Genomic DNA, 23699 nt, shown 5'->3' with positions numbered 1-23699 from the left:
ATTATATGGTAAAAAGAAAAACAGCGATAAAAATTAGAAAGGCACACCGCTATCTGGGCATCTTCTTGGGCATCCAGTTTTTGATGTGGACGATAAGCGGTATGTATTTCAGTTGGACCGATATTGACGAAATACACGGCGACCAGTTTCGACAGGACCCGATTGTGGCATCCGCCTTTAAGGATTTGATAAGTCCTTCCGAGGTGAATCTTGAAGAAGCCATTGTATCCGTAGAACTTCGGGAAATCGATGGTGAACCTTTCTACTGGATAAATGGTAAACAACTTTTTGATGCCCGAACAGGTGCCGAAAAAAAAGCAATTTCAGAAACCGAAGCGCTTAAAATCGCTGAACGGAATATGTTGCCTGAACTTGAAGTGAAAGGAATCGAGCTCATCGAACAAGTGGATAACCATAGCGAATATCGCGGTAGACCGCTTCCAGCGTATGTTATAAGTTATGAAACACCCGAAAATATAAAGGCCTATGTTTCAGAAAAAGATGGTGCGTTCCAAACGCTACGTCATCGGGATTGGCGTTGGTTCGACTTTCTATGGATGACCCATACGATGGATTATGAAGGTCGAGATGATTTTAACACAATCGTACTACGTGCCTTTTCCCTACTGGGATTGATAACCGTATTGAGCGGATTATTGTTATGGTACATCAGTTCACCCACAATCAGAAAAATAAAAAAGAGAAACAAATAACACCAAAAATTCAAAAACAATGGAACATTCAAATCACTCAAACAAAGGAAAATACAGAACCTTTTTTATTATGCTGGCTTGCTCATTCGTGGCTATGTATATCACGATGTATCTCAACACCTATGAATGGGACCACGTATGGTTCAGCTTAACACGCTTCTATATGGTCTGTCTGGGTATTGCTGCAATGGCAGTGATAATGTGGTTCTTTATGCGTAAGATGTACACCGATAGGAAAAAGAATATTGCCATACTTTTAGGTAGTTTGGTCTTGTTTCTGGGGGCATTATTTCTTGTACGCGACCAAAAATCAACAGTAGGTGATGTGTTATGGATGAAAGCGATGATACCACACCATTCCATCGCTATATTGACCAGTGAACGCGCCGATATTCAAGACCCAGAGGTTAAAAAACTGGCAGAAGAAATTATTAAGGCACAGCGTAAGGAAATTACCGAAATGAAAAAAATGATTGAGCGATTACAGAACGAAAAATAATTAGTTATGAATAAGAATATCATTTACATCGCTATTGCAATCCTGGTCGGACTGCTCGGTGGATGGCTCATTTTTGGCGGGTCGTCGGAAGATTCAAAATCCAATAAGGATGCTTCAAATATGTCCGACAGTCAAGACCATTCAGCAGATGGGGAAGTCCAGATGTGGACATGCTCGATGCACCCACAGATTATGCAGCCCGAACCGGGCGATTGCCCAATTTGCGGGATGGATTTGATTCCAGCGGAATCAAGTGCCGATGGCCTGGCAATGAACGAGATCAAAATGACCAAAAATGCGATGGCATTGGCGGGCATCCAGACATCCATCGTGGGCAATCAGACGACAGATGACGAAAATATGATTTCCCTTTCGGGAAAAGTCAAGATGAACGAGGAAGAAAATGCGGTCCAGGCCAGTTATTTTGATGGCAGAATCGAACGGTTAAACGTAAATTATGAGGGTCAGGAAGTCAGAAGAGGACAATTGCTTGCCACCATCTACGCACCTAATCTAATTGCCGCACAGCAGGAATTGATTACCGCAGCTTCACTTAAAGAATCACAACCGGCGTTATACAAGGCGGTTCGTAACAAATTGAAACTTTGGAAACTCTCGGAAGCCCAAATCAACAGTATAGAGGAATCCGGAAAGGTCAAAGAGAACTTTCCGATTTATGCGACGGTATCAGGTACGGTCTCCGAAAAGATGGCTGCCGAAGGCGACTACGTAAAACAGGGGCAGCCTATTGTAAAAGTTAGTAATCTAAATTCGGTATGGGCCGAATTCGATGCCTATGAAAATCAGATATCCGAATTCAAGAAAGGACAAAAAATTAAGGTCGTTACCAATGCTTATACCAATAAGGAATTTGATGCGACAATTTCGTTTATTGACCCCGTTCTAAATACCCAGACCCGTACTGTTATCGTTCGTGCAAACCTAAAAAACAGTGAAGGGTTGCTAAAGCCTGGAATGTTTGTTACAGGAAAAATTGAAGCTAAAGCTAATGGAACAACATCACAATTCAGCATTCCGGCAAGCGCCGTAATGTGGACGGGCGAAAGGTCTTTGGTCTATGTAAAGACGAATCCCAACGAACCCGTTTTTGAAATGCGGGAAGTTACGCTCGGCAATCGAATCGGCGAGACGTTTACGGTCGTTTCCGGATTGCAGGATGGCGACGAAATAGTAACCAATGGAACGTTCACGGTAGATGCGGCCGCACAGCTACAGGGCAAGAAATCGATGATGAGCCAAGATACAGCCGATGACGAGAAACCTATGTCAGATATGAAAATGGAACTTTCCAAAAACACTCAAAATATTTTTCAAAAAAGCTTAAAACCGTATTTGAAAATGAAGGACGCTTTTGTTGACAGTGACGCAAAAAACACTTCTGCTTTCGCAAGAGAAACACTGGAAGAAATCCAGCTTATTCGGGAATCGGAATTGGGGACTATGGAAAAATCCCACGTTGCTAAAATCAAAAAGATGTTGGGGGCCATTTCCGAGAACGATGATATTGAGAACCAACGTAGCCACTTTGTGATATTAAATCAGAATATGGTTCCCATTGTAATGAATATTGATAATATAGACTCAAAAGTCTTCATCCAAAAATGCCCAATGGCAAATAATAACAAGGGTGCATTTTGGATAAGTGCAGATACCGAAATACGAAATCCTTATTACGGGGATGCTATGCTTACTTGCGGAAGTGTGATTGATACGGTACAGTAAATCCCTCAAAAAGCATCTAAATAACTATAAAATTATTTTTTTTAATGCGACAGGCCATTTTCAGAATGCCTGCCCCTGTGCCTGCGGAAGTTGAAAATCCTAAGCCTTCAATCCTCCCGAGCGGGCACGCTGTGCTGGCCCGCATTCGGTCGTCTTTCCGGTTTCGGCTTTTAAACATCCTCAGCACCGCGCATAAACCCAAACGGACGGAAAAAAATCGTCAGTTTGGATTTATCTTTCCAACCGCTTTTTTTGATTTCTTTATCTTTATAATCTATAAAAGCTAATCAAACATCAATGAAACGATTACTATTTCTACCGTTGGCAATTACGCTGTTATTAATATCCTGCAACAAAGATGATGACGAAGTTTCTATAGCAAACCGAAATCGGGCATTATTAGGGCAATGGGAATATGAAGCGATCATGACAGACAGAGCGGTAGATTTGAACGGGGACAATACCTCCAATATCGATTTGTTCAATACCCAAGAACTGCCCCAATGTGTTAAGGACAATATTACCACCTATACTGAAGATGGCCCTTCCGGCAAACCGGAATATAACGTTACCGAAAATAATCTGGCCTGTGATGACAATAATCCATTTTCTTTTGTTGAAGAGGATTTTTGGACACTCACAAACAATAATGCTACTATCAGTTTTGAAGGCAGGGAGCCTTTCAGAATAATCGAGTTGACAAAAAATAGGTTAAAGGTGAAATCGGACGACACTTTCGATGGTCAAGATTATATTATGACCATTACTTATCGAAAGAAATAGAAAATCATTTATAAAATGTTTCTAAACTCTTTGAACGGTGCCCATTTCAACATCGCTCCATTCCCCATTGCTGTCCTGAACCCTCACTTCATATCTTTGGTCGAGATATCTAAGTTTACCTTCGCTAGGTTCTTCTTCCATTAAAAATATGCGATCTACACCTGTACCTTGTGCATCGTTGTAATTGAAAAGTTTGGTATCCCATCTTCGGTCAAATCGGTTATATATCCTTATTTCCACCTGCTGCAATGTTGCGCCGTTGTAGGCCTCGCTACAATTCGTATCAAAACAGGTAAATATCCTTACTTGATAATCACAACCGTTCAGACCGCCACAACTTATATTTCGTTTCTCGCCTTTGGCCGCTACCTGTGGTTTTTTAAACATTATTATCGATTCGCTCAACGTTTGGGAAATGCCCGTGGAATTCTCGACCCTAAAATTGATGGTAAAGTTTTCATCGGTTTCCGGAAAAAATTGCATTGGGGTCGAACTGTAGTCCAACGGCAGAATATCCCCTTCTCGATATAGTCGGCTCTTATAGTATATGTACCCCGCGCTGGCACCCGTAAACGTAAAAGTCATTTCGTAGGTTATATTGGGATCATGACCTGTGCTGGCATTAGTAACTGCCGTCAAAGTAAAAGGCTGCCCTTCGTACTTATCCTCGGAGGATTGACTGATATTGAAATCGAAGAATTCCTCGTATTTTTCAAACTGTATGTTGACATCCGCCTTTTTTTCTACTTCCGACGAAGACCGAACGGTAAACTCTATACTATGGTTCGATTCGGAAATTCCAGTATATTTTCCTTGGAATGTACCTATCGGAACGCTGAAACTCTCGCCGGCGGCATAGGTGGTTCCCTGATATTCAAAAGTACCGTTGCTTCCTCCTGAAGAATAATACATCACATACGTATCGCCGCCAATACCCAATTCCGATATATTGAAATTGATGTCTACAGTATCCCCGGTATTGGCCTGCGATTGAGAAGCATTTGCTGTAAAGTTGAAATTTTTTGGTTCGACATTAATAGTAATGTCAACTGTCTTTTCAAGACCCGTATCATTCTGTACGTAGAAAGTCAAGTTGATATTTCCGTCATCCGTTCCCAACAGTTCCCAATTAAAATTTCCCTTAGGAACATCATAAATATTACCCGCACTGACCTGCGTGCCATTTTCATTGGTTATGATGGCATTCCCGTTAATACTATATCTCATGGTATAGTCCGAAGAACCAATACTTTCTGAAATATTGAAGTTCAAGGAAGTGATTTCCCCGACCGAAATATCGGATTTTTGGCTTCCTCCAGTAAATAGAAAATCGACCTGATTATAGTTGATAGCGGTATTTGCGGTATGGGTTACGTTGGCAGAAGATTCCACGCTCAAAACAATGTCATGCTGGCCGGCTTCCGTTCCGGTATACACGACATTGTTATTGTTCGGGCCTAAAAGGAATTTCTCGCCTGGACCATATTCAGTTCCATTCACGCGCAACGAACTGTTTCTCCCCGAGGAATAAAAGGCCTCATAACTATCATTGATTCCCTCGGGTATTTCGTCTATGTCGATAATTACGTTCACGGGAATATTCGCAAATTCAGAGGTTTTTGAAGGCGTGATATTGACCGTAAAATCATTTTGCTTGGTTTCAAGATCAATCAATACGGGGCCGACTTCTTGACCATAATTATCCGTAACGATAAAGGAAACTTGATGTGAACCCAGACTTTCGGGATAATAGAATAGGGAAAAATTCCCTAGTTCCACGGGATACTCGGTCGAATTTTGTAAGGTGTTGCCGCTGATTCCTGTAATTCTCCCATTGCCTTCCAAAAGCTCATAGGATATATTGTAATCAATGTTTTCGGTATTCCCGTTGGATTTGATATTGAAGTTGAATTGTGTCCGTTCATTCACGAAGACGGAATTACTTTCCGAATTGCCCGAAAACGTAAACGGAATATTTGCGACCTCGATTTCAACACTATCCTGTTTTACCTGTCCATTGGAATCCCTAACATCAAAGTATATCTTACGCTTACCCAATTCTTTGCTAGTAAACGTATAATTGTAAGAGTTTGGAACTATGGTTCTAAATTGGCCCGGTTCCATGACCCCGCCATTGTGGTCCCTGACCGTTCCGCTACCTTCACTAGTCGAAGAAAAGGAATGGGATATTTCATATTCCACTTCCGAATCTTCATCTTGTGTTTTTAAATCGATGGCAATGGCCAAATTGGTATCCAATTCCACTTGGGTCGATGATGCCGTGGCATTGAGGATAAAGTCCAAATTCAGAACGTTCAATAACAATTCTTCCGTCAAAGTAGCGCCATCGGGAGCTTTGGCCGTTACGATAAGTTTGTGTTCCCCCAAATTTTCGGGCAGATATTCCAATTCAGAAATGCCTTTGGGCAGGATAAATGGTTTACCTGCATCAAAGACTTCGTTACCAAGATAAAGCTTCCCGGTTCCGTTTTCTATTTGGTAAACGACCTCGAAATCCCCTTTTTTGTCAGGATCTTCAGTTTCCTTATCCCTGAGTAATGTGACATTTACCGGATTTTTAGAATTGATGATAAATGCGTTGACCCCCTTGTTTAGCAGAAAGCTAAAGCTGGCGTACTTGGCATTATATAGAAGTTCCAGTTCCTTTTTTCTAGTATTGGTATCCCATGCCGAAAATCTGATTTTGTGCGCACCCGTATCGATGGCCACATAATTGTAGGCCCAATTTCGGTCGGTTATCTGCAAAGTGTCCCGCTCCCTTATAGTATCGCCTTCCATTGTTAAGAAATATCCCCTGCCTTTATCAGAGGAGAACTTCATAAAGTAATCGACCGTGGTAATTTCTTTATCCGGTACCAAAGAAAAGGTAGTCCGGGCATTTTCGAACACAAAGTTTTCATCGGGATGTTCTTCCGTAAAACTAAAGTCAAAATCATCCTTGATAACACCCTCAAAGTCTTTGCTACATGCCAATATCAGGACAAAAGTTGCCAAGATGGCAGCAATCGAAAATCGGGTCGGTCGGATAAAATTTTTCATTTTCAAAGTATTTAGAACAGGAAATATCTAAGGCCCAATCCGGCATAGGGATAGAATTGACCTACATCGCTATTTATATGGTAGTATTCGTTCGCTTTTATCAAAAGGGAAAAGTCGTTGCTGAGGGTTATTTCTCCTTCAATTCCGACGAAAACCCCATATATAAATTGACTTTTGGCATCCAGAATGGCACCATTGGACAAAAGACTATTTCCGTTATTGATGACCTCATAGCCGAAAATACCGCCGCCGCCAACATTGATGGCATATTTTTTAAAGTTCTTTTGCTCCCAAACTTTAATGAAATACCCTGGCTGTACTGTAAATATGTTGTAGGGAATATCGAAACTTCCTTTATCCTCCGCAATGGCTGCAAATACACTTAATTGTGCATATCGGTTTCGGTTCAAATGGTAATTATACGTCCCCATAATCCCGAAACCATCTTCGGCGTAACCCCCACTTAGCCCTACGGAAGATGCATAGTTGCCGCTTTGGGAGTAGGCCAAAGTTGAAATAAAAAGTGCTAGAATTATCGTATTGATTTTCATTTTAAAAGTGTATAGGGTTGTTGATAATTTCATGGCCTATCTTCAATGAAAGATTTCGATTTCCGGATTCTTCATCCAATTCAACGACCACCTCTTTCTTTTCATCCAAAGCAAACTTTTTAAAGACGATTACAAAGTGGTTTTCACTTTTACCCGAAACCGTTTTTGGTCGTTTGTAAACGAATACCGGTTCCAAAGGCATTTTTTGGTTGCTACTGCTATTTTTATAATTAGTGGCCAGTTGATGCTTAATGAAGTTGATGTCCAAGTCAAGCCCCTCTTTGTTCTCGATACGGTACTGAAAATAGAGTTCGTCCTCATTGTAATACACTCCCTTTAGCCAAAGGAAAACATTGTCCAGCCTTGAGAAATAACGACTAATCTTTGCCTTATCGAACTGCATATAATAGCATCGCAGACGGTAATATTCCATGGGGTCTTTCTCGTAGAGTTCTTTTGTAGCCCTGTCAATAGAATTTGTTGCCGAATCTTTGGTTGATATTGTGAGTTGTTCTTCTGGAATTTCTATCCGTTTTATTTTTGTTTCTGAACCTGGATCCGCAACGTCCAAACTAATTGACTTGGAATTACCATTGATATTGGTGATCGCCTTTTCGGGCTTGATGTACCACGTAAACTTCTTTGGTTTTTCCTTTAGTTTCAAAATAAAGTCATAAACGTTACCTGATTCGGTAATTACCGTATGGTTTGTGAAGTTTTCTTTTTCAGGTGCCAGCTCATCATAGTATAACTTTAAGATTCGCCCATGGAATTTACTTCCAGCGGCCTTTGGCAAATCCGCTATAAAACCAAAGTCGTTACCGATAATACTTTCCGAAATATTCTCGGGAAATATTAAAATGGTCTTGTACTTTTTGGAAACTTCCAAAGTATCGGTACAGTATTGTGCCGTACCCTTGCACATCATGGTTAAAGCCAATATGAAAAAAAACTGTTTTGCCATTTTTTATGCTTTTGGTACTAGAATTACACGATCCCCGTTGACCAGTAAAATCTTATCTCGTTCTTTGTATTTTTTCTTTTGGAAAAAATTGCCAAAAGACCTTACTAGATTACGGGCCAAGGGCGATTCTATCGATTCCCCCGCCGCTTCGGATAGTTCGTTTACACCTTCCCGTTCAATATTCGCCCTAAATTCCTGCATTAGTGCTCCTGCCCGCTCATTGTGAAGTCCTATCATTCCATCTTCTTTATCCATAGCTGTCAATGACATCTTTACATTGTCGATATTGGTTACTTCCAATATTATCCGTGAACCTTGTATGTTTGAGGTGGCATAAACAAAAGTGTTCTTTGGAAATCGCTTACCGTTGTAATAAGTATCCTCCATTAAAATCAATTTTACGCGATTACCAGGAAGAATGAACTGGTCGCGATAGATGGCTGCATCGAGGGAAATTGAATTGGCGGAAGGTTTATTTGAGGACGCTACGTAGGGTGCGGAATAATCCTGACTTCGGGAAAGGCGTTCGTCACGTGCTTCCATCATCAGTTTTCGATACTCCAACTTTTCCTTAAATTCAGTTCTAGGATCGGCAGTCGATTTTTGTGTTGAAGCAGGCATAATTTCTGCGGATTCCATCGATGGTTTATCATCGAATGAAAAAGCGTTCAGTTCTTCCAGAACCAGTTCCAAAGAATCATTTTTCCGTTTGGTCTCCACGATGTTTTTTAACGTGCCATTATTGCGTAATCGTTCCAAAGAATCCTCTTGCGATTTTTTGTAAAGCTCATTGGGTCGTTGGACTTTAAGTTCATTCTCTTGACCGGGAAGCTTGTTGTTATAACCGTCGTCCTCCGCCAATGGCCTGTTTTCTTCTCCGAAAGAACCTAGACTGTTCACAAGAAAGTATATCGTCAGGAGCACGACAATCGGAGCCGACAACGCAAATAATTTGTGCTGTCTTACCCATGTATTGAATGTTTCGCGGTCAAGTTTCATTGTAAATCATTGTTTTCTAGAACATGGAACCGGATAATCTTTAACCCGTTCAAATTATTAGGTGTTGATTTGGTCTCCAAGAGAAAACCGCTGGTCACTAGATTTCGATATTCCGTCTTTTCATTCTTGCGTATTTTTTGTTTTCCCATAAACCGAAAGGCAAAGGGGTAAGCGGAGTAGTCGATATATAGCGAATCTTGCTCCACTTCAATGGAATAGTCGCTTTTGGCGACATCCTCATAATAGTTTTGATCCAACAGGCGGTTGTACAGCCGCTTACCGGAATGGTCTATCATATAGAGTGCCTTGCCCTCTATATTCCTTTTAATAAATCGTAGGTCGGGTTCTAACGAAAAGAACAGTTCGTGGAAGTTTTTTACATGTCCTTCGCACAAAATATCGAGCGCACGTTTGGGGTCGTTTATGCGCACAGCGGCCAATTTTTGTCCGTTGTCAAGCAAATAAAAACGGTTTTTTGCGCTTTCGTTCGTTTTATATCCAAAGTAAATATTGAACAAAGTGCAACCTACCGTAAGAGCTAAAGATATATAAAGAACCCTGTTGCTATTAGCACGAATCTTGTTTAAATCGTTGAAAATGTGATAAGTATCGTTCATCTGTTTATGCGCAATCGTTAAAAATCCATATTTATCGTTAAGGTGTTTACTGTATCAATGTTCTTACTCCCTTTGTAGCCCCTCCCGTCTTGGCATCGACCGTAGTTTGTGCTGCTTTTTTGGTATAGTGTTTTGTACGCTCCTTTAAGTGACCTGCACTTACGTTCATTCCCTGAACAATGAAATTGGAGAGTACCGGTGCCTTGAAATACATAAAAACGTTCATGAAAATCAAAAGCCCGCTCGTGAGTACCAACCCCAAATCGGCTTCTCCGCCCTGAAGTATGGAACCGATCAGCTTGTCGAGAATGTTCAACATGAAATTGTCAATGAGGTACAGCATGGGGATCCATAAACAAACGCTCATGAACTTTTGTAGCCACGCCTTCCACATTCCCCCGAACACGGGAATGAACGAAAGCCCGATATTCAAAGGGCCGAAAATGATAAGAACGAAGAGGTAAATGACTGACATCGCTTTGATACCAATGAATACGACCGCCGATATGACCGATGCGACCATGACGACCACGGAGGTTATGGAACTGAGAACAAACGCCTGAAATGCTTCAGGATCTGCACTTAAAAGTACCCAAGACCAGGCATAATCGGAAGAGGACTTCACTTGTGCGACCAAGACCTTCATTTGCAATATGTCCCAAGAAATATCATTGCTCTTAAAGGAGTTGCCGATGCCCTGATAAAAATCAAGAATGGTCATTGTTACTACTTTGTAATTGAGCAATAAAACGGCCAAGGGAACCCATTTCAGGTATTCCAAAAAAACTGCTCTTGTTTGGGGGTTCACAAAGACCCTAAGCGCGAGCAATGCGATACCGATAAAGGCGAACTGCTGCCCAATATCAACAATCGCATCGGTCGCCTCGAACGCATCGGCAATGTACTGGTCGAACATATCGTTGACCGTTTCGCGTATTCCTTTTTCCGTGACCTGCATATTCCTGTTCTTATTCTTTGTTCATATTGATCAAGGACAACTTGGCCTCCCGAAAAGCGTTGATTTGCGAGAGTTTGTTATTGTAGGCGATCAAGCCGTCCAGAAGCTGTTCGAGTTTCGAGTTGATGCCGCTGACTTTTTTTAGGCGCTCTTCGGGAAGGATGATGGATTTGGTTTTGATAATCCCATTACATTGTTTGAACAGGTTTTTGGCCTCTAGAATCGCATTGGCCGTATAGCCTGCAAATTCCTGAATTTCATCCTGCTCTAGATGTTTCCATTTTTGGATGCTATTTTTAGAACTTCTGTAAGCTTCAAGAATCTTATCCTTTAAATCCATGGTCATGTTGACATCCGTCGATTTCATAACATAATCGGGCGAAGACTTCTTGGCATCGAGTTCTTCCTTCAGAATTTTTCTCGATTTTGAGGTCTCGTTGTTGTTCTTTTCCATCAGATTGATGAGTCGCCCCAAGTTCTTGTTGACAGCCTTTAATTGGATGTTTATGTTCATCAATTGGCTGTTGACCATACCAACGCTGGCATTGGTAGCGGCGTCCGTTACGGGTATTTGCGCCGCCATAATAAACGGAACAATCGTTACTAGGATAAATAGTCTTCTTTTCATTTGTTTTTGTTTTTAGGGGAATTTTCGTAGGCGTAGGCCTTTGCGGTAAGCTCCCAATTATTATGATTGTTAGTGTATAGTTTTTTGATCCTTGAGCTTTCCGTAGGATTGGTCTCGTAGATACATTTTTCTTCCACCGAGGTTTCCACGCCATATACTTTTACCCTGTCCATCCAACAAAAGGCTACCTCACGGAACTTCCGGCCTTCCGGAAGGTCTTTATTGATGGATAGGATGAGTTGCTTCTGTTTTTCTCCAAGACCCATGACGGACTGGATTCGGTCAAAAGACTGAGCGAAATCCCGCATATCCAAAAAGACCTTAATGTGGGAATTGACCACAATGGCGTTTTTGATAATCTCCGAGGAGGTAAAGTCATCCACCTTCTGTGAAATAAAAATGGGTTGGCCACCAAGTTTTCGCGCCATTCTCGATTGGCTGTTGAAATAATGTGCCAGTTCCGGTCTGACCAATGCCTTCCATGCCTCGTCTACCGCTAAGATTTTATTTATGGACAGTTTCGAGGGGTCGTGCATTTTCTTATTGAAAATTTCCATGACCATCAGCGCGATAATGGGAAATAACAGCTCGTTGTCTATAAGTTTACCCAACTTGAAGTACACCACCTTTTGGTCGCTAAGCCCTGTGATTCTATTATCCTCTTTGTTCAACAAATTCCCTCTGGGGCCATCGGAACGGTATTTTTCCAATAGGAAGAGAAAAACATTGGGATCGAACTTTTCCTTCGGAATTTTCTTGGCTTTTATCAAAGCCGAGACCTGCTTCTTACAGAATTCGAAAAAGGTATCGAACTTAAAATTTGAATCATCGTTCTCCCACATGGCACTATAGTAGCCTGAAACCAAAAGTTCAAGAACGGTATTCGTAACCTCAAGATCATTGCCATTGTCCGTACTCCCTGTAATCAATTTTAGCAGGGATACCAGATGTAGCAACTTACTTTCCGCCAAGGTCTGTTTCTCGGTGGTAGATCGGATAAAATCATGTTTGTCCAGTAAAAAGGGGTTGAAGGTAAACGGGCGAGCATCGTCATGTTGTAGAACGACCCCACCGAATACCTTCGTCAGTTTGTCGTAGGAGTTGCCATCCTCCATGATAACGGCCTCGCCGCCCTGCCGTAGTTCGGAAGCAATATAGTGATTGACATAGTAGGACTTACCACCTCCCGATCCGGAGGCGACAAGCATACCACGGTTAAATATCCAATCCTTTTTTTCGGGTTCCCGGTAGACACTTACCGACAAGGGTCGCCCTGAAATCCGATCCACCAATCGCATTCCATAAGCCGAATTCGTAGTATCCTTGTAGCCACCCTCAAAATAGAGTAGGGAGGAGGCCATGTCACTTGGCATGGGCATGTACATATCCGAGGAGATTCCTATGCTGTTTCCCGGAACCCCTGCAAAAAACAAGTTCTTTCGATCTATGGTATTCTGTTTTGCGTTTATTCTCAATTTTTTGAAGGCCGAGCCAACGGAATTTTCCATCTGTCTTTGATGGTCTTTTCCTTCATCAAAACCAAATACGTTCAAATGATAAAAGACCGTTTCCTTGTGGTTTTCAAGAACCTCTTTGGTGTACTCATAGATTTGATCGGCGAAAATGGTGTTACTATCATCCTTCTTTCCCGAACTGAACCGTTGAAAGCTCTTGGCTTTTCGTCGAAGGCTGGCCAAGGCTTTTTCTTGATTCGGGATATAGATGTATTGGTTGATAATATGTTCATGGGGTACCTTAAAGCCCAAAGAGAAAAGGTTACCGATGGGGAAGCGATTGTGCCGGGTCGTGAATTTGCCGTACAGTTCGTGGGTGCCGATATGGTCCTTGGTAAACTGGTCTAGGTTTTCGAGCGTGAAAAATTGGCCCTGTTTGTTCCCAATGTTGACGCGATTACCACAAAAGTCAATATCCTTCAAATTTTGGTTTTTTTCGGACAGTCCGAAATATTTGGCGTACAGTCCGTTTTCTGAAAACAGTTCGTCGTATTCCAATATGTTGGATTTGATAAGTCCGGTCGAATTGATCAAGTTGTTGACGCTCGCTACCTGGTTCTCGAAATCCGCCAATACATTTGTATCAATGAATTCTTTGGGGACCGTATGGTTTAGATAGAAATCCCTGTTCTTGTCCAAGAAACCGTTCGCCCGTTTAGAACTGTACTTGATATAATTTTTGGGCACGATACTGATATACAGGTAATGGGTTCCTACCTGATAAGGACGGTCTTCAAAATGGTGCTCGTTGGCCCGTTCCAAAAAATCGCCTTGCAAACGTTCCTTGATCGGACGATAATTTTCCTGAAGGAAAAAATCCTGTCTGTGGAGCAGCCGGTTCGGCCCCAGGACGGCGATAATATTAAAGAACAGTTCTTGAAGGAGTCCATATTCCGAGGCATCCAATGTGAATACTTCGGGAAGTTCCAATTGCAAAGGGATAGTCACACACCCCTTTTCTTTCGCGATCAAGGATTGCCTTTCATAACCGTAGATGGGGAACGCATCCCAAAGTGCTACCTGTTTTTCCATAGCAACAGATTTTCAAACGGATTGGAAACTTTGATTGTATCGGGCTTTTGGGAATCCGCCAGTTTTTTGACAAAGCCGTTAGCGCCATAGGTTCGGGAATAGAACAACAGTACAAGGAAGACGATTGCGATGACGATGGCCATCAATAGCAAGGCCCAGATCATCGGAATAAAGGTGGAAATTACCAGACCGAGCATGATGGCTGTCAGTACCAAATACAGACAATACATAATGTATTTAGCCTTGAGTCCTTTATATAGGACATCCTTTTGCAGCCCCTTTTGGATAGGGATATATTGATTCTTCATGCGACGGGAAATTTAGATGTTGGCAATTTCCTCGCCGATGGCGATCAGGGCAAAAAAGATGGCGATACCGATGACGGCCTTACCCAACTTATTGGCAAGATCGGTCTGCTGGTCGCGTATATAGAGATAGGCAAGCCCTGTTATGGCAATGGCGACACCGGCAATGATCTTGATAATGTCGACGATTTCACGGGATAAGGTCTTGGAATCGTTCTTAAAATCCTGTGCCTCCTGTAAGAGTTGTTCGAATTGCCCGTAGGAGCAAAGAGGAATGCAGATTAGAATCAGAACTAGGAGAAATAGTTCAGGTTTCGGAATCCGGCGGGTCTTCTTCCGCCGTATCCTTGTTGCGGATAACTTTGAGTTTTTCATGCTTTTTGCGAGTTAAGGAATTTGAATCATCATCTAATGAACCCTCTTTAAAAGCTTCCAGAAGCTTTGAAGTGTCTTCCACTTCGTCTATCTGGTCGAGTACAGCTCCTAAATCGGTCTGTTTATTATTTGATTTATTTACAAATTTATTATTTATATGCAAATAAGCAAATTTATCTGAATCTTTTTTCTTTGAAGTTCTTTTCTTTTTGAGCAGCACCCACGAAACGTAGCCATAATAGATAAGGGCCAAACCAATCAATATGTACCAATAGCTACTCATTTTTCTTTATTATTCCTGTTCGATAAGGTTTAGCAGTTTCCTGAACTTTTGCTGTATAAAATCTTCCAAAACCTTTCGCATCAAATCATTGCGATGGGTTTTGATCTCTAATTTATAGGATGCTCCCTGTGCCAATTTCTCATATTTGGCCATACACTCCCTACTAAGTGAGAGCACGAACGATTCCTTTCTGTCCCTGAAGCTTTCCGCTTTTAGGAACTGTTCGAACTTTTGTACAGCATATCCATTGCCTTCCGGTGCATTTTCACATTTTTGGGGTTTCGAATTCCCAATAGCCGTAGTTTCGTCCTTTTTCTTAACGGATTTTCGCTCAGAATGTTGTTTGTTCTCCAGCGTAGACTTGCTAGGCACCCGTTCGTTTTTCAACTCTTCCAGAACATCCACGGTTTTCTTGTTTTTCTCCGCCATTTTTTGAATAAGTCCTAGCGTATCAATTTTCCGTTGTTTTTTCATGATTCCACTTTTAACGCGTTAATTGGGCAACTTCCTTAAAAAAATGTTTGATATCCTTCTCGCCCAGTTCCTTATGTTGGGGAATGGGATAGAGGGTATTTCGGTACCGTTCCTTGTAAATGGTTTTGTCCTTGACTACACTTTCCATCATCGGTATGTCCGCTTCAAGGAATTGTTGGCGCAGCACCGCAAATTTGCTTTTCTTGACCAACTTGTATTTGTTGAAGAACAGGTGGATACTCTTTAACATCCGTTCCTCATTGTCCAGGAAATTGTTTTTCAGGGTAAAATAAAAATGGGAAGTGCTATCGATTTCCAGTTCGTCATGATCGAATGGTACAAAGACATGCTCCACATATAAAAGACCTTTGACCATTTCCACGTTCAAGCTTCCGGGAAGATCAAGTATAATATAATCCACCCTCCCGTAGTGCTTGACAATGGTATCCTGTAGGGTAGCAACCGTCACAGGTTCTATCGGATAAAGTTCTATGGATTGCCTTTCTTCTTCATCCAACGATTCCAATTCGCGCTGTCTTTTATTGTAAATGGAATATTGGGGATCGTCCAAATCCAATAGTACCACTTTTTTGCCCTTGGCATAAAAAAGGTCGGAGGCCAAAATGATGTTCAAGGTCGTTTTTCCGATACCTCCTTTTTCGCCGACGACACTAATAATCTTTGTTTCCATAATTCATTATTTAGTTCGTTCGATAATTATTTAAATGACGTATTGATCAATGCACTAATCAATGATTTATACACCTAAATAGTTATATAATTAATGATGAATATAGAGATATAAAATGTTAATATACAAGCATTTATGAATTATTTTCCAACATAAGGCCATATAAGACCATAAGGGTTTAAATGGGTACAGGGACTGAATCGATATGGTGTTACGGAAATTCTTTTCTATCTGAAAGGGAAGAAAACGAGATCGGAAACCGTGACTATTCCATACTACTTTTTAAGTGCGGGTAGCCTATTTGTTTGAAGAGATAAAATAGACCTTACTTCGGATAAACGTCAAAAGATACTATCGCCATGGAACGGTAAAAATCGATTAATCAATGCTCTCCCAAAGTTCCTGCGGAAGCCAAGGAAGCCTATCGGCACCCTTGGCACCCTCGCAACCACGCAAAAGCCCATGGGACGAAAAGGTCCCATGCACTTTTTTGGCCAATCACTATTTTTGACACTCAATTTACGGATTGAGACTTTTTTGGATTTTATATATACCAAAACAGCCGGCGGAAGTGCTACTAAATGACCGATTACGCTTTGAAAAGAAAATTAGAAGATGTCAAACAACTCCTTAAAAATTAGCATTGATGTATTTTATCCAAGATTCGATACACTTGTCGAAATACCAATTACTTAGCTAAAATAATAGCTTATATTAAAATTCATAGAATTTTGCAAGATATGTTTTAAGTAACTTAAAACTACTACTTCTTACGAAGTGAAAAAACGCAAAAGCGAGTAAAATCGGCTCCGAAATGGCACAAAAAACAGGTAGAAAACCGTTAGGCAAAAACAAGAGGAAACATGATATCATGTTGCGCTTCAATGATAAGGAGCTAGGAATGGTCAAGAAAATTTTGGCATCCTATGATTTGGATTTTGAAAAGCGCGGTATTGCTGCACCATTTCTAAGACGCCTGATATTGGACAAAGAGGCGGTAGAAGAAAAAAAGCTACCTGATTTCTCGGCCAACCTGATCTATCAAATCAACAAAATAGGTATTAACATAAACCAATTGACGACAGTGGCACGGGCTAAAAACCTTAGAAGTCCGTCAGCCAAATTGGAAAGCGAAGTAGAAAGAGCGAACGAATTGTTGATGAAAATCATGGAGCTATTGAATGAAAAACTGCATAAATGATAGCCAAGATATTGTTTCGTGAAACTGTACATGGCGTGTTGAACTATGTATTCGGTAAGGAAGGAAGCATCATTTTAGGCTATCCGAACACCTGTTCGGAATTTGGGCTGTCGCCTGAATTTTTCGCGAACGTACTGCATTTTCAAGGCCAACGCCATGCTACCGAAAACAGGTATGTACATATCACGATCAACCTTCCCCATGGCGAACGGCTAGACGATGCCACTTTTTACCAACTGGGAAAGGATTATATGGCAGAGATGGGCTTGGGAAACCAACCCTTTTGTGTAGTTCTTCATGAGGATACAAAACATCAACATATACACCTTGTTTCAACGGTAGTTACCGAATCTGCCTCCCTGATCTCTATGTTCAATAGTTACCGGAGAAGTATGGCAACGCAAGCGTACCTTGAAAAACGCTATGGTCTTTCGCCATCGCCCCAAACCCGACAAAAACAGCACAGGGAACTTCCGATATACCGATTTCCGGAATTCCAGTTCAAGCCCGATGATTCAAATGGCACAAGGTTCTATATACAGGATGTAATGAACGGCCTCCTTCAAAAGCACAAGGTGCGCAGTTTTGCCGAACTAAAACAGTTGGCCAGACCCTACCACATCATCGTAAATACCATGACCCATGAGAGTGGAAGGGTAGGGGTAGCCTACGGAATCGATAACCAAAAAAAATATAAGACGCAATTTATAAACGGGTCGACCGTGCATCCGAAATTGAGCGGGCCGAAACTTGTGGCTATTTTTGAAAAGAATTCCAAATCGAAATTATTGGCGATGCACAAAAAGCGCTTGGAAAAGCAATGGATGACCACCTTAAAACTTTTTAAAAGCATTCGTCAGGAAGATCTACCGGATGTCCTGAAGTCATATCAAAACATAGACTGCGAATTATCGTACGGAAAGAATAGGCAATTGAACGAGCTAATCATTTATGACAAATCAGGTTATGTCTTCTTAGCCTCCGAGATTAGCTCCCAAATGGATTTTATCCATCACCCACAATTAGAGGACGATGTGAACGGTACAACCTGTTTGGACGAAAACGGGAAGCAATTTTTACTTGAAACCCGAAAGCTCATAAAAAATGCTTTTTACGAGGCCTATTTACAAGCCAACAAAAGTAATAGGTCGTTATCCGAGTTTGTAATAACTAAAAATCTGAGGGATTTGTTGCCTCATATCGCAGGCTCTGAACGCTATTCTTTCCTAAACCATTATATGAGCCAGGATAAGAATAAAAACCTATTGAAAGTTCTGAAAACCGAATTTGAGGGTACACGTAGGGAACTCCACAAAACCGAATCAAGAAAGGAAATGAAAACCTTGGAAGACAGAGTTTCACTATTCAAAAACGTGTTGGAAGCCAATGTGTTCGATGCTACCAAAAGCCTCTCATTTAATCTACTTCAGGGTTTGGGTCTCAAATATGTCGGGGATAAAGTTTTCTTTAGTAATTCCAAAGCCCATTCCGTTGAATTACTTATTGAGGATTACAAAATGCCAGAAGTCGGCTCATCCTATATATCCACGGGTAGTATCAACCAAAACGTGAAAGTTCTTGAAACGCTCACAGAAACCGGATCAAGTAAGCCATCGGATTTGAACGCGACTTCTTTCTTCCTTCCTTTATTGCTGCCCGAACTTTATGAATCGATGAACCCGGAATACCAAAAACAGTTTGAAGCACTCAGTTTAAGGGCATATCTCAGAATGGCCGAACAATTCAACTTACCTCTTGAAAAATCGCCCGTCGATTATATTAGGTTGTTCAATGCCAAAGGGTTTTATTTTGAGAAAAAAGTAGGGAAAATTTACCTACGCTCACTTTATTCAAAAAATGAAACCAATATACCGCTTTCTACGAAAACCCAGGCATATCTAAAATCCAGCACGGATTTGGATGCTGTCTTGACTGCTCAAATGGAGTCCGTCAACATATCAAACGAAAACGGTCAAATGAATCTTAAAAATTTATGGGTTTCGTATCTTATCGAAAGAGGCGTTTACGGCAGGGCAGCCTACATGATGGTCTATGAGGGTGTACGACCGAATTTACATCGTGAAGCACTGGAATATCATAAGAAGAACGGGTTGCGGGAAAAAATACACGCTGAGTCCCAACAAAAAATCAATACCCAACAGGCGACTATTTTACGCAAAAGTGTTTATTCGTTCAGTTCGCTTTTAAGCGGAAAATACAAGGAAGAGGTGTTTAACGGCTTTAGGGACGAGCTTACGGATTATACAAATAAAAAAGGTCTTTTTAGATAATTGGGTTGTGAACTTTAGTTTCGAAATCGACCTGAACGATCATCCCAAATTTTTCCAGTTCTAGAAATGGTTGTATCCTTACGGAGTATATTGCTTAGTTCCATCATGAGCGTTTTACCAACTCCCCTGACTCTTTTAAAATCATACAAAGTAATGTCTTCCAAATAATCGAAAGGGACTCTGGATGTATATCGGGTGTTCTTCAAAAGGATATTTTGCAATCTTAAAGAAACACCTTGCTTGGCCTGCAACCATTCCTTTATCGGTTTCTTTTGCGTCCTAAGAAGTTCACGGTCCCGATACATTTCAATAACATCGACCAGATGATCATGCAATTCGATGACCTCTGAATCATCCAAACACTGTATGAGCTTTTTTAAATCCATGTTGACTATACTATAATTTTAGGATAACCTGTTCCTTACACATTGGTCGCTTTATAACCAATGCTCTTTCTGGGTTTTCTCTCCTGCACGATAAGGTCTTTAATCGCATCGAAGACCACCTTGAATTGTTGGTCGTATTTCCTTTCCATGGACAATATTTGTTTTTCCAACTCCTTGTTCGATTCGAGTAATCTTCTTAATTGGACAAAGGTTCTCATAATTGCGATATTGACATCCAATGCCTTTTGGCTTCGCAGCACACTTGAAATCATGGCGACCCCTTGTTCCGTAAAGGCCATCGGAGCAGCTCCGCCTAAAACCCTTTTATTTTGTATCACATTACGTGATACCAAATCATCGATCTCGCTTGGCTCAAGTTCGAACATGAAATCTTTCGGAAATCGGTCAAGATTTCGTTTGACCTGTTGCTTCAGAGACCTATTTTCCACCTCGTAAAGTTTTGCAAGATGAAAATCCAGAATAACTTTATGGCCTCTAAAATATTGTATGGTTTCGGCGATGTTTTCAGGTAATATCTGTGTCATTTTCTTATACTGTTCTGAGGTATCACAAATTGTGATACCTCAAATGGCTGTCCGTTTTTTTATATGTTTCAAATGTTTCATAAAGCACAATCTTGTTAGTCTATAGGTAACGGGCTCAAATGGGTCATTATGGGCTCAGAGCTTCTTTTTAAACTTCATCAAAGCCGAAACGATATCAGATTCCAATTCACGATATTCTTCCTGAACATCGGTCTGGTATACCACATTTTCGCCGACATTGTGCTTCATTATAAATTCGTTATCGGGCGAAAGGATCCAAGCGGGATTGTAGCCCAAGGTGTAATAGTACAGCACCATCTTGATGGAGGTATAGGAAAACGTCCCTCGTTCCACATTGACAAGAGTATAATAGTCTATACCGAAGCGCTCGGCCAGATTTTTTCGAGAAAATTCACTATCCCGTTTGTTTCCGGAATCTTTTTCGATCAGTTCATCGCGTATAAGGCGCAAACGTTCCCCGATGTAACTAAAATCCTCTGAAGAGGCCTTCATAATTTCATTTATATCTTTCATAATAGTATGTTATTGTGTTTGTTCATCTACCATTTCCGCGGGATAACTTGAATATAGATCGCCTAAATCCCCAATATTGGGGTTATCGACTACTTCTGTTTCTTTAACCGCCGAGACCCTTTCAAATGTAGGGATTTCATGTGCTTTCCTGAACGCATCCGCCAACTCCCTACTGGGACGTTTTTTATAATGTTTCATAAAATTTTGAGCGATCTCCTCTTCCTTTTCCAAGGATTCGCCGATCTGGTCGCCCGTTTTTGCTTTGTCGAATACAGTAAATTCCGGTTTTTTCCCCGTGCAAATTTCATATTCCTCGGTTACCAGATCGTCAATATCCTGAATGACTTTTAGGAAATTGGCATCAAGTATCCGTTCGATTTCCTTATTGACGAACATCCTGTCCACCAATGTTGCAAGGAAGAGTTTCAAGGTGTCCTCGGTTCCCTCCTTTTTATTAATATGCCCGTCCAATGCCTGCAAATGGTCGTACAATTTGAGTTCGCGTGCCAATTTGATGAACTGCACCCGTTTTATGCTGTTCGGATAGTGCTTTTCGGCAAATGCGTCGATATAGTACTTGTAGAAACCGAGATAGTCCAATTGATTACAATCAATTTTTTGGATGGTTGCATGAAAATCAAGAGTCTGCATTAATTTCAAACGATCCTTGACAAATTCGCTATGGTTCTTGCTCCTAAAATCGGCATGGTTCGGGATTTCATATTTTCCCTGAATCTTCTTTGAAGCCATGTTGGGCCTGAGCAGCCCAAAACATAATTTCTGTTCGATTGGATGTTCAAAGGTATCCGCCACGATGCCCCCGAAATGCCCTGTGGACATGCTTGTGATCTTACTTTTCGGCAGTAATTCGGAAAGTATCGTGCTGAAATTGACCGTGGTATCGTTATTGGAAACGGCCTTGCTCTTTTTTTCCTGATGGATACGCCCGAAAATATCGCTGATACGCCGAGCCGTTTCCCCTTTGGCAGCACCGCTGAACACATTGGAGCAGTTATCGAAAATGACCTCGGCCAGTTCCCTGCCGTAGTCCGCAATCAATTGGGTTATACTCTGAATACCAAGCACGGTGGCCACATAATGCGACCTTCCGGTATCGATAATTTTTCGTAATCCCATAATGAATACGGTGGGCAGTTCGTCCAAAATCAATCCCAAAGGCCTTCCGCCAGGTTTGTTGACCACCTGTAATATTTTGTTGATATAAAGACCTATTGGTGCAGCGTAGATTTCCGAGCGATCAGGATTGTTCTGGATACAGACGATCTTGGGTTTCTTTGGGTTATTGATGTCCAACCTAAAATCGTTGCCGGTCATGATATAGTAGATTTCCTTGTTGGCCAACATCGATAGGGATATCTGTGCACTTGCGGTCTGTCCCGCCAATTGCTGGCCCGCCTGTCGTTCCATGGCATCCTTAAAGGGAATCATCAGGCTGCGTACCTCTACCTCACGCATCATAATGGTCAATAAATATTCAATATTGACCGTGGAAAGGGTAATCACGTGGGGTAGGGTGCAGATGTTCTTGCCCGTTTCCTCCGATTTTTTCTTCAAGTACCATATCAGCCCAGAAACAAAACTAATGGCACTTTTAGAGAAGAAATCGCTGCGCTTGATCCAGTCCTTGTTCAGATTCTTCATGATGATGGTCGCGGCGTCTGCGGCATCGGTCTGGTTGCGCATCAAGTAGGGGTCGATGGGGTTGCAGCGATGCGATTTTTCGATATCGTCAAAGCTCAGGGTATAGAATTCGGGCAGTTCGATAAGTTCGTCTGACTTTGCGGCCATTAGTCTTTCCTTTTTTCGCATCCAATAGTTATAGGCGATTTTGCTCAGGGTATCGAACTTAAAATCATAGATCAGCAGCGTAAATCCCTTTTCTATAAACTGCTCGATGATTTCCTCGATCAAGGCAAAGGACTTGCCACTACCAGGTGTACCGATAATCAAGAGCGCGCGAAAGAGGTTTACGAAATTGATCCAACCCTTCCGTAGTTTTCCTTTATGACGGTATTCATAGGGTATGTTGACGGAGTATGGGGTGTCCACAAGTTTTTCGGTCTGCCGAAAGGTCTCGTTCTTGTCGTTGAACGGGTCGTCCTCGGCCTCGTTACCATAATCCATTACCTGAAAAAGGTGTACTGCGCCTGAGACCGCGAAAATGAACCCGAGTATGTACAAAACTGCGGAACACCAGAACAGCCCCAAGTTGGCCGGTGCCAAATAGCCCGTTAGCAATAGCAACAGAACACCTAGGCCGAAATATAGGAGGCCTGTAAGAAATGACTTCCCTTCCCTTTTTCTGGGATTGTAGAGCATGACCGCGCCCAAGATGCACATCAACAACAGCCCACGGCTGTGCAAGGGTCGTTGTAAGGCCTCAAAACGCAATAAAAAATGGTAGCCGATTTCAGAGAGTTTGGAATCCCATTGCTGGTATTGCAAAATAGGATAATAGGCCATAAACCCGATAAGGGTAAAGACAGCCACGGATAATAACATAGCCGAAAATGCGAGATTCTTGTCGTTCAT

General features: G+C 41.6%; 23 protein-coding genes. 6 read left to right on the top strand and 17 right to left on the bottom strand.

The genetic code is table 11. From position 1 onward, the window contains the following. Positions 1 to 5 precede the first annotated feature (5 nt). From CJ263_RS20275 to CJ263_RS20260, 4 genes are all read left to right on the top strand, one after another. Positions 6 to 713 carry a PepSY domain-containing protein gene (locus CJ263_RS20275; RefSeq protein WP_094998934.1) on the top strand — a complete coding sequence of 236 codons (708 nt, stop codon included), beginning with the start codon at positions 6 to 8 and terminating at the stop codon, positions 711 to 713. A 19-nt stretch (positions 714 to 732) separates the two neighbouring features. Next, positions 733 to 1212: a DUF305 domain-containing protein gene (locus tag CJ263_RS20270; RefSeq protein ID WP_094998933.1), complete on the top strand. Its 480-nt coding sequence runs from the start codon at positions 733 to 735 to the stop codon at positions 1210 to 1212. A gap of 6 nt (positions 1213 to 1218) precedes the next feature. Next, positions 1219 to 2955, top strand: coding sequence for an efflux RND transporter periplasmic adaptor subunit (locus CJ263_RS20265; protein ID WP_094998932.1), 1737 nt, complete (start codon positions 1219 to 1221; stop codon positions 2953 to 2955). Between the two features lie 297 nt (positions 2956 to 3252). Further along, positions 3253 to 3738, top strand: a complete 486-nt coding sequence (locus CJ263_RS20260) for a lipocalin family protein (protein ID WP_094998931.1) — start codon at positions 3253 to 3255, stop codon at positions 3736 to 3738. A 21-nt stretch (positions 3739 to 3759) separates the two neighbouring features. Here the strand turns inward: CJ263_RS20260 and CJ263_RS20255 are convergent, their stop codons facing one another. Genes CJ263_RS20255 through CJ263_RS20195 form a run of 13 tightly spaced genes read right to left on the bottom strand, consistent with a single transcriptional unit; the run spans position 3760 to position 16189 of the window. Then, on the bottom strand, positions 3760 to 6798 hold the full coding sequence (locus tag CJ263_RS20255; RefSeq protein WP_094998930.1) for a TraQ conjugal transfer family protein: 3039 nt from the start codon (positions 6796 to 6798) through the stop codon (positions 3760 to 3762). A gap of 11 nt (positions 6799 to 6809) precedes the next feature. Then, positions 6810 to 7349: a conjugal transfer protein TraO gene (locus CJ263_RS20250; RefSeq protein WP_158657215.1), complete on the bottom strand. Its 540-nt coding sequence runs from the start codon at positions 7347 to 7349 to the stop codon at positions 6810 to 6812. Between the two features lies 1 nt (position 7350). Then, a complete protein-coding gene (locus tag CJ263_RS20245; protein WP_094998928.1) occupies positions 7351 to 8313 on the bottom strand; it encodes a DUF4138 domain-containing protein in 963 nt (320 codons plus the stop codon). A gap of 3 nt (positions 8314 to 8316) precedes the next feature. Then, positions 8317 to 9312 (bottom strand): conjugative transposon protein TraM, encoded by a 996-nt coding sequence (gene traM / locus CJ263_RS20240; RefSeq protein ID WP_094998927.1) that lies wholly within the window; start codon positions 9310 to 9312, stop codon positions 8317 to 8319. After that, on the bottom strand, positions 9309 to 9929 hold the full coding sequence (locus CJ263_RS20235) for a hypothetical protein (protein ID WP_094998926.1): 621 nt from the start codon (positions 9927 to 9929) through the stop codon (positions 9309 to 9311). Before CJ263_RS20235 ends, traM begins: the two co-directional genes overlap by 4 nt. A gap of 46 nt (positions 9930 to 9975) precedes the next feature. Beyond that, the gene (locus tag CJ263_RS20230) at positions 9976 to 10887 is read right to left on the bottom strand and encodes a hypothetical protein (protein WP_094998925.1); all 912 of its coding nucleotides are present in this window, start codon (positions 10885 to 10887) and stop codon (positions 9976 to 9978) included. A gap of 10 nt (positions 10888 to 10897) precedes the next feature. Next, positions 10898 to 11515: a hypothetical protein gene (locus CJ263_RS20225; RefSeq protein ID WP_147378611.1), complete on the bottom strand. Its 618-nt coding sequence runs from the start codon at positions 11513 to 11515 to the stop codon at positions 10898 to 10900. Further along, entirely contained in the window at positions 11512 to 14061 is a 2550-nt protein-coding gene (locus CJ263_RS20220; protein ID WP_094998923.1) for a TraG family conjugative transposon ATPase, read from the bottom strand. The genes CJ263_RS20225 and CJ263_RS20220 overlap by 4 nt, the downstream gene beginning before the upstream one ends. Beyond that, positions 14046 to 14369: a DUF4133 domain-containing protein gene (locus tag CJ263_RS20215; protein WP_094998922.1), complete on the bottom strand. Its 324-nt coding sequence runs from the start codon at positions 14367 to 14369 to the stop codon at positions 14046 to 14048. The genes CJ263_RS20220 and CJ263_RS20215 overlap by 16 nt, the downstream gene beginning before the upstream one ends. Before the next feature lie 12 nt (positions 14370 to 14381). Further along, positions 14382 to 14741 (bottom strand): hypothetical protein, encoded by a 360-nt coding sequence (locus CJ263_RS21050; RefSeq protein ID WP_147378610.1) that lies wholly within the window; start codon positions 14739 to 14741, stop codon positions 14382 to 14384. Next, positions 14674 to 15024: a hypothetical protein gene (locus tag CJ263_RS20205; RefSeq protein WP_094998920.1), complete on the bottom strand. Its 351-nt coding sequence runs from the start codon at positions 15022 to 15024 to the stop codon at positions 14674 to 14676. The genes CJ263_RS21050 and CJ263_RS20205 overlap by 68 nt, the downstream gene beginning before the upstream one ends. 9 nt (positions 15025 to 15033) lie before the next feature. Continuing rightward, positions 15034 to 15498 carry a hypothetical protein gene (locus tag CJ263_RS20200; RefSeq protein WP_094998919.1) on the bottom strand — a complete coding sequence of 155 codons (465 nt, stop codon included), beginning with the start codon at positions 15496 to 15498 and terminating at the stop codon, positions 15034 to 15036. Between the two features lie 10 nt (positions 15499 to 15508). Next, positions 15509 to 16189 carry a ParA family protein gene (locus CJ263_RS20195; protein WP_094998918.1) on the bottom strand — a complete coding sequence of 227 codons (681 nt, stop codon included), beginning with the start codon at positions 16187 to 16189 and terminating at the stop codon, positions 15509 to 15511. Between the two features lie 814 nt (positions 16190 to 17003). Here CJ263_RS20195 and CJ263_RS20190 point away from each other — a divergent pair. Both CJ263_RS20190 and CJ263_RS20185 read left to right on the top strand, forming a co-directional pair. Continuing rightward, positions 17004 to 17390 (top strand): hypothetical protein, encoded by a 387-nt coding sequence (locus tag CJ263_RS20190; RefSeq protein WP_094998917.1) that lies wholly within the window; start codon positions 17004 to 17006, stop codon positions 17388 to 17390. Next, a complete protein-coding gene (locus CJ263_RS20185; RefSeq protein WP_094998916.1) occupies positions 17387 to 19681 on the top strand; it encodes a relaxase/mobilization nuclease domain-containing protein in 2295 nt (764 codons plus the stop codon). The genes CJ263_RS20190 and CJ263_RS20185 overlap by 4 nt, the downstream gene beginning before the upstream one ends. 14 nt (positions 19682 to 19695) lie before the next feature. On the opposite strand, the gene CJ263_RS20180 is transcribed toward CJ263_RS20185, so the two are convergent. From CJ263_RS20180 to CJ263_RS20165, 4 genes are all read right to left on the bottom strand, one after another. Continuing rightward, the gene (locus CJ263_RS20180) at positions 19696 to 20067 is read right to left on the bottom strand and encodes a hypothetical protein (protein ID WP_094998915.1); all 372 of its coding nucleotides are present in this window, start codon (positions 20065 to 20067) and stop codon (positions 19696 to 19698) included. 35 nt (positions 20068 to 20102) lie between these two features. Next, entirely contained in the window at positions 20103 to 20612 is a 510-nt protein-coding gene (locus CJ263_RS20175; RefSeq protein ID WP_094998914.1) for an ORF6N domain-containing protein, read from the bottom strand. Positions 20613 to 20747: 135 nt separating this feature from the next. Further along, positions 20748 to 21146: a hypothetical protein gene (locus CJ263_RS20170; RefSeq protein WP_094998913.1), complete on the bottom strand. Its 399-nt coding sequence runs from the start codon at positions 21144 to 21146 to the stop codon at positions 20748 to 20750. A 9-nt stretch (positions 21147 to 21155) separates the two neighbouring features. Next, complete coding sequence (locus CJ263_RS20165) at positions 21156 to 23699, bottom strand: type IV secretory system conjugative DNA transfer family protein (RefSeq protein WP_094998912.1); 2544 nt, start codon at positions 23697 to 23699, stop codon at positions 21156 to 21158.

Origin of the sequence: Maribacter cobaltidurans (assembly GCF_002269385.1) — a bacterium.
Classification (GTDB): Bacteria; Bacteroidota; Bacteroidia; order Flavobacteriales; family Flavobacteriaceae; genus Maribacter; species Maribacter cobaltidurans.
This window is presented reverse-complemented; position numbering and strand designations above follow the sequence as displayed.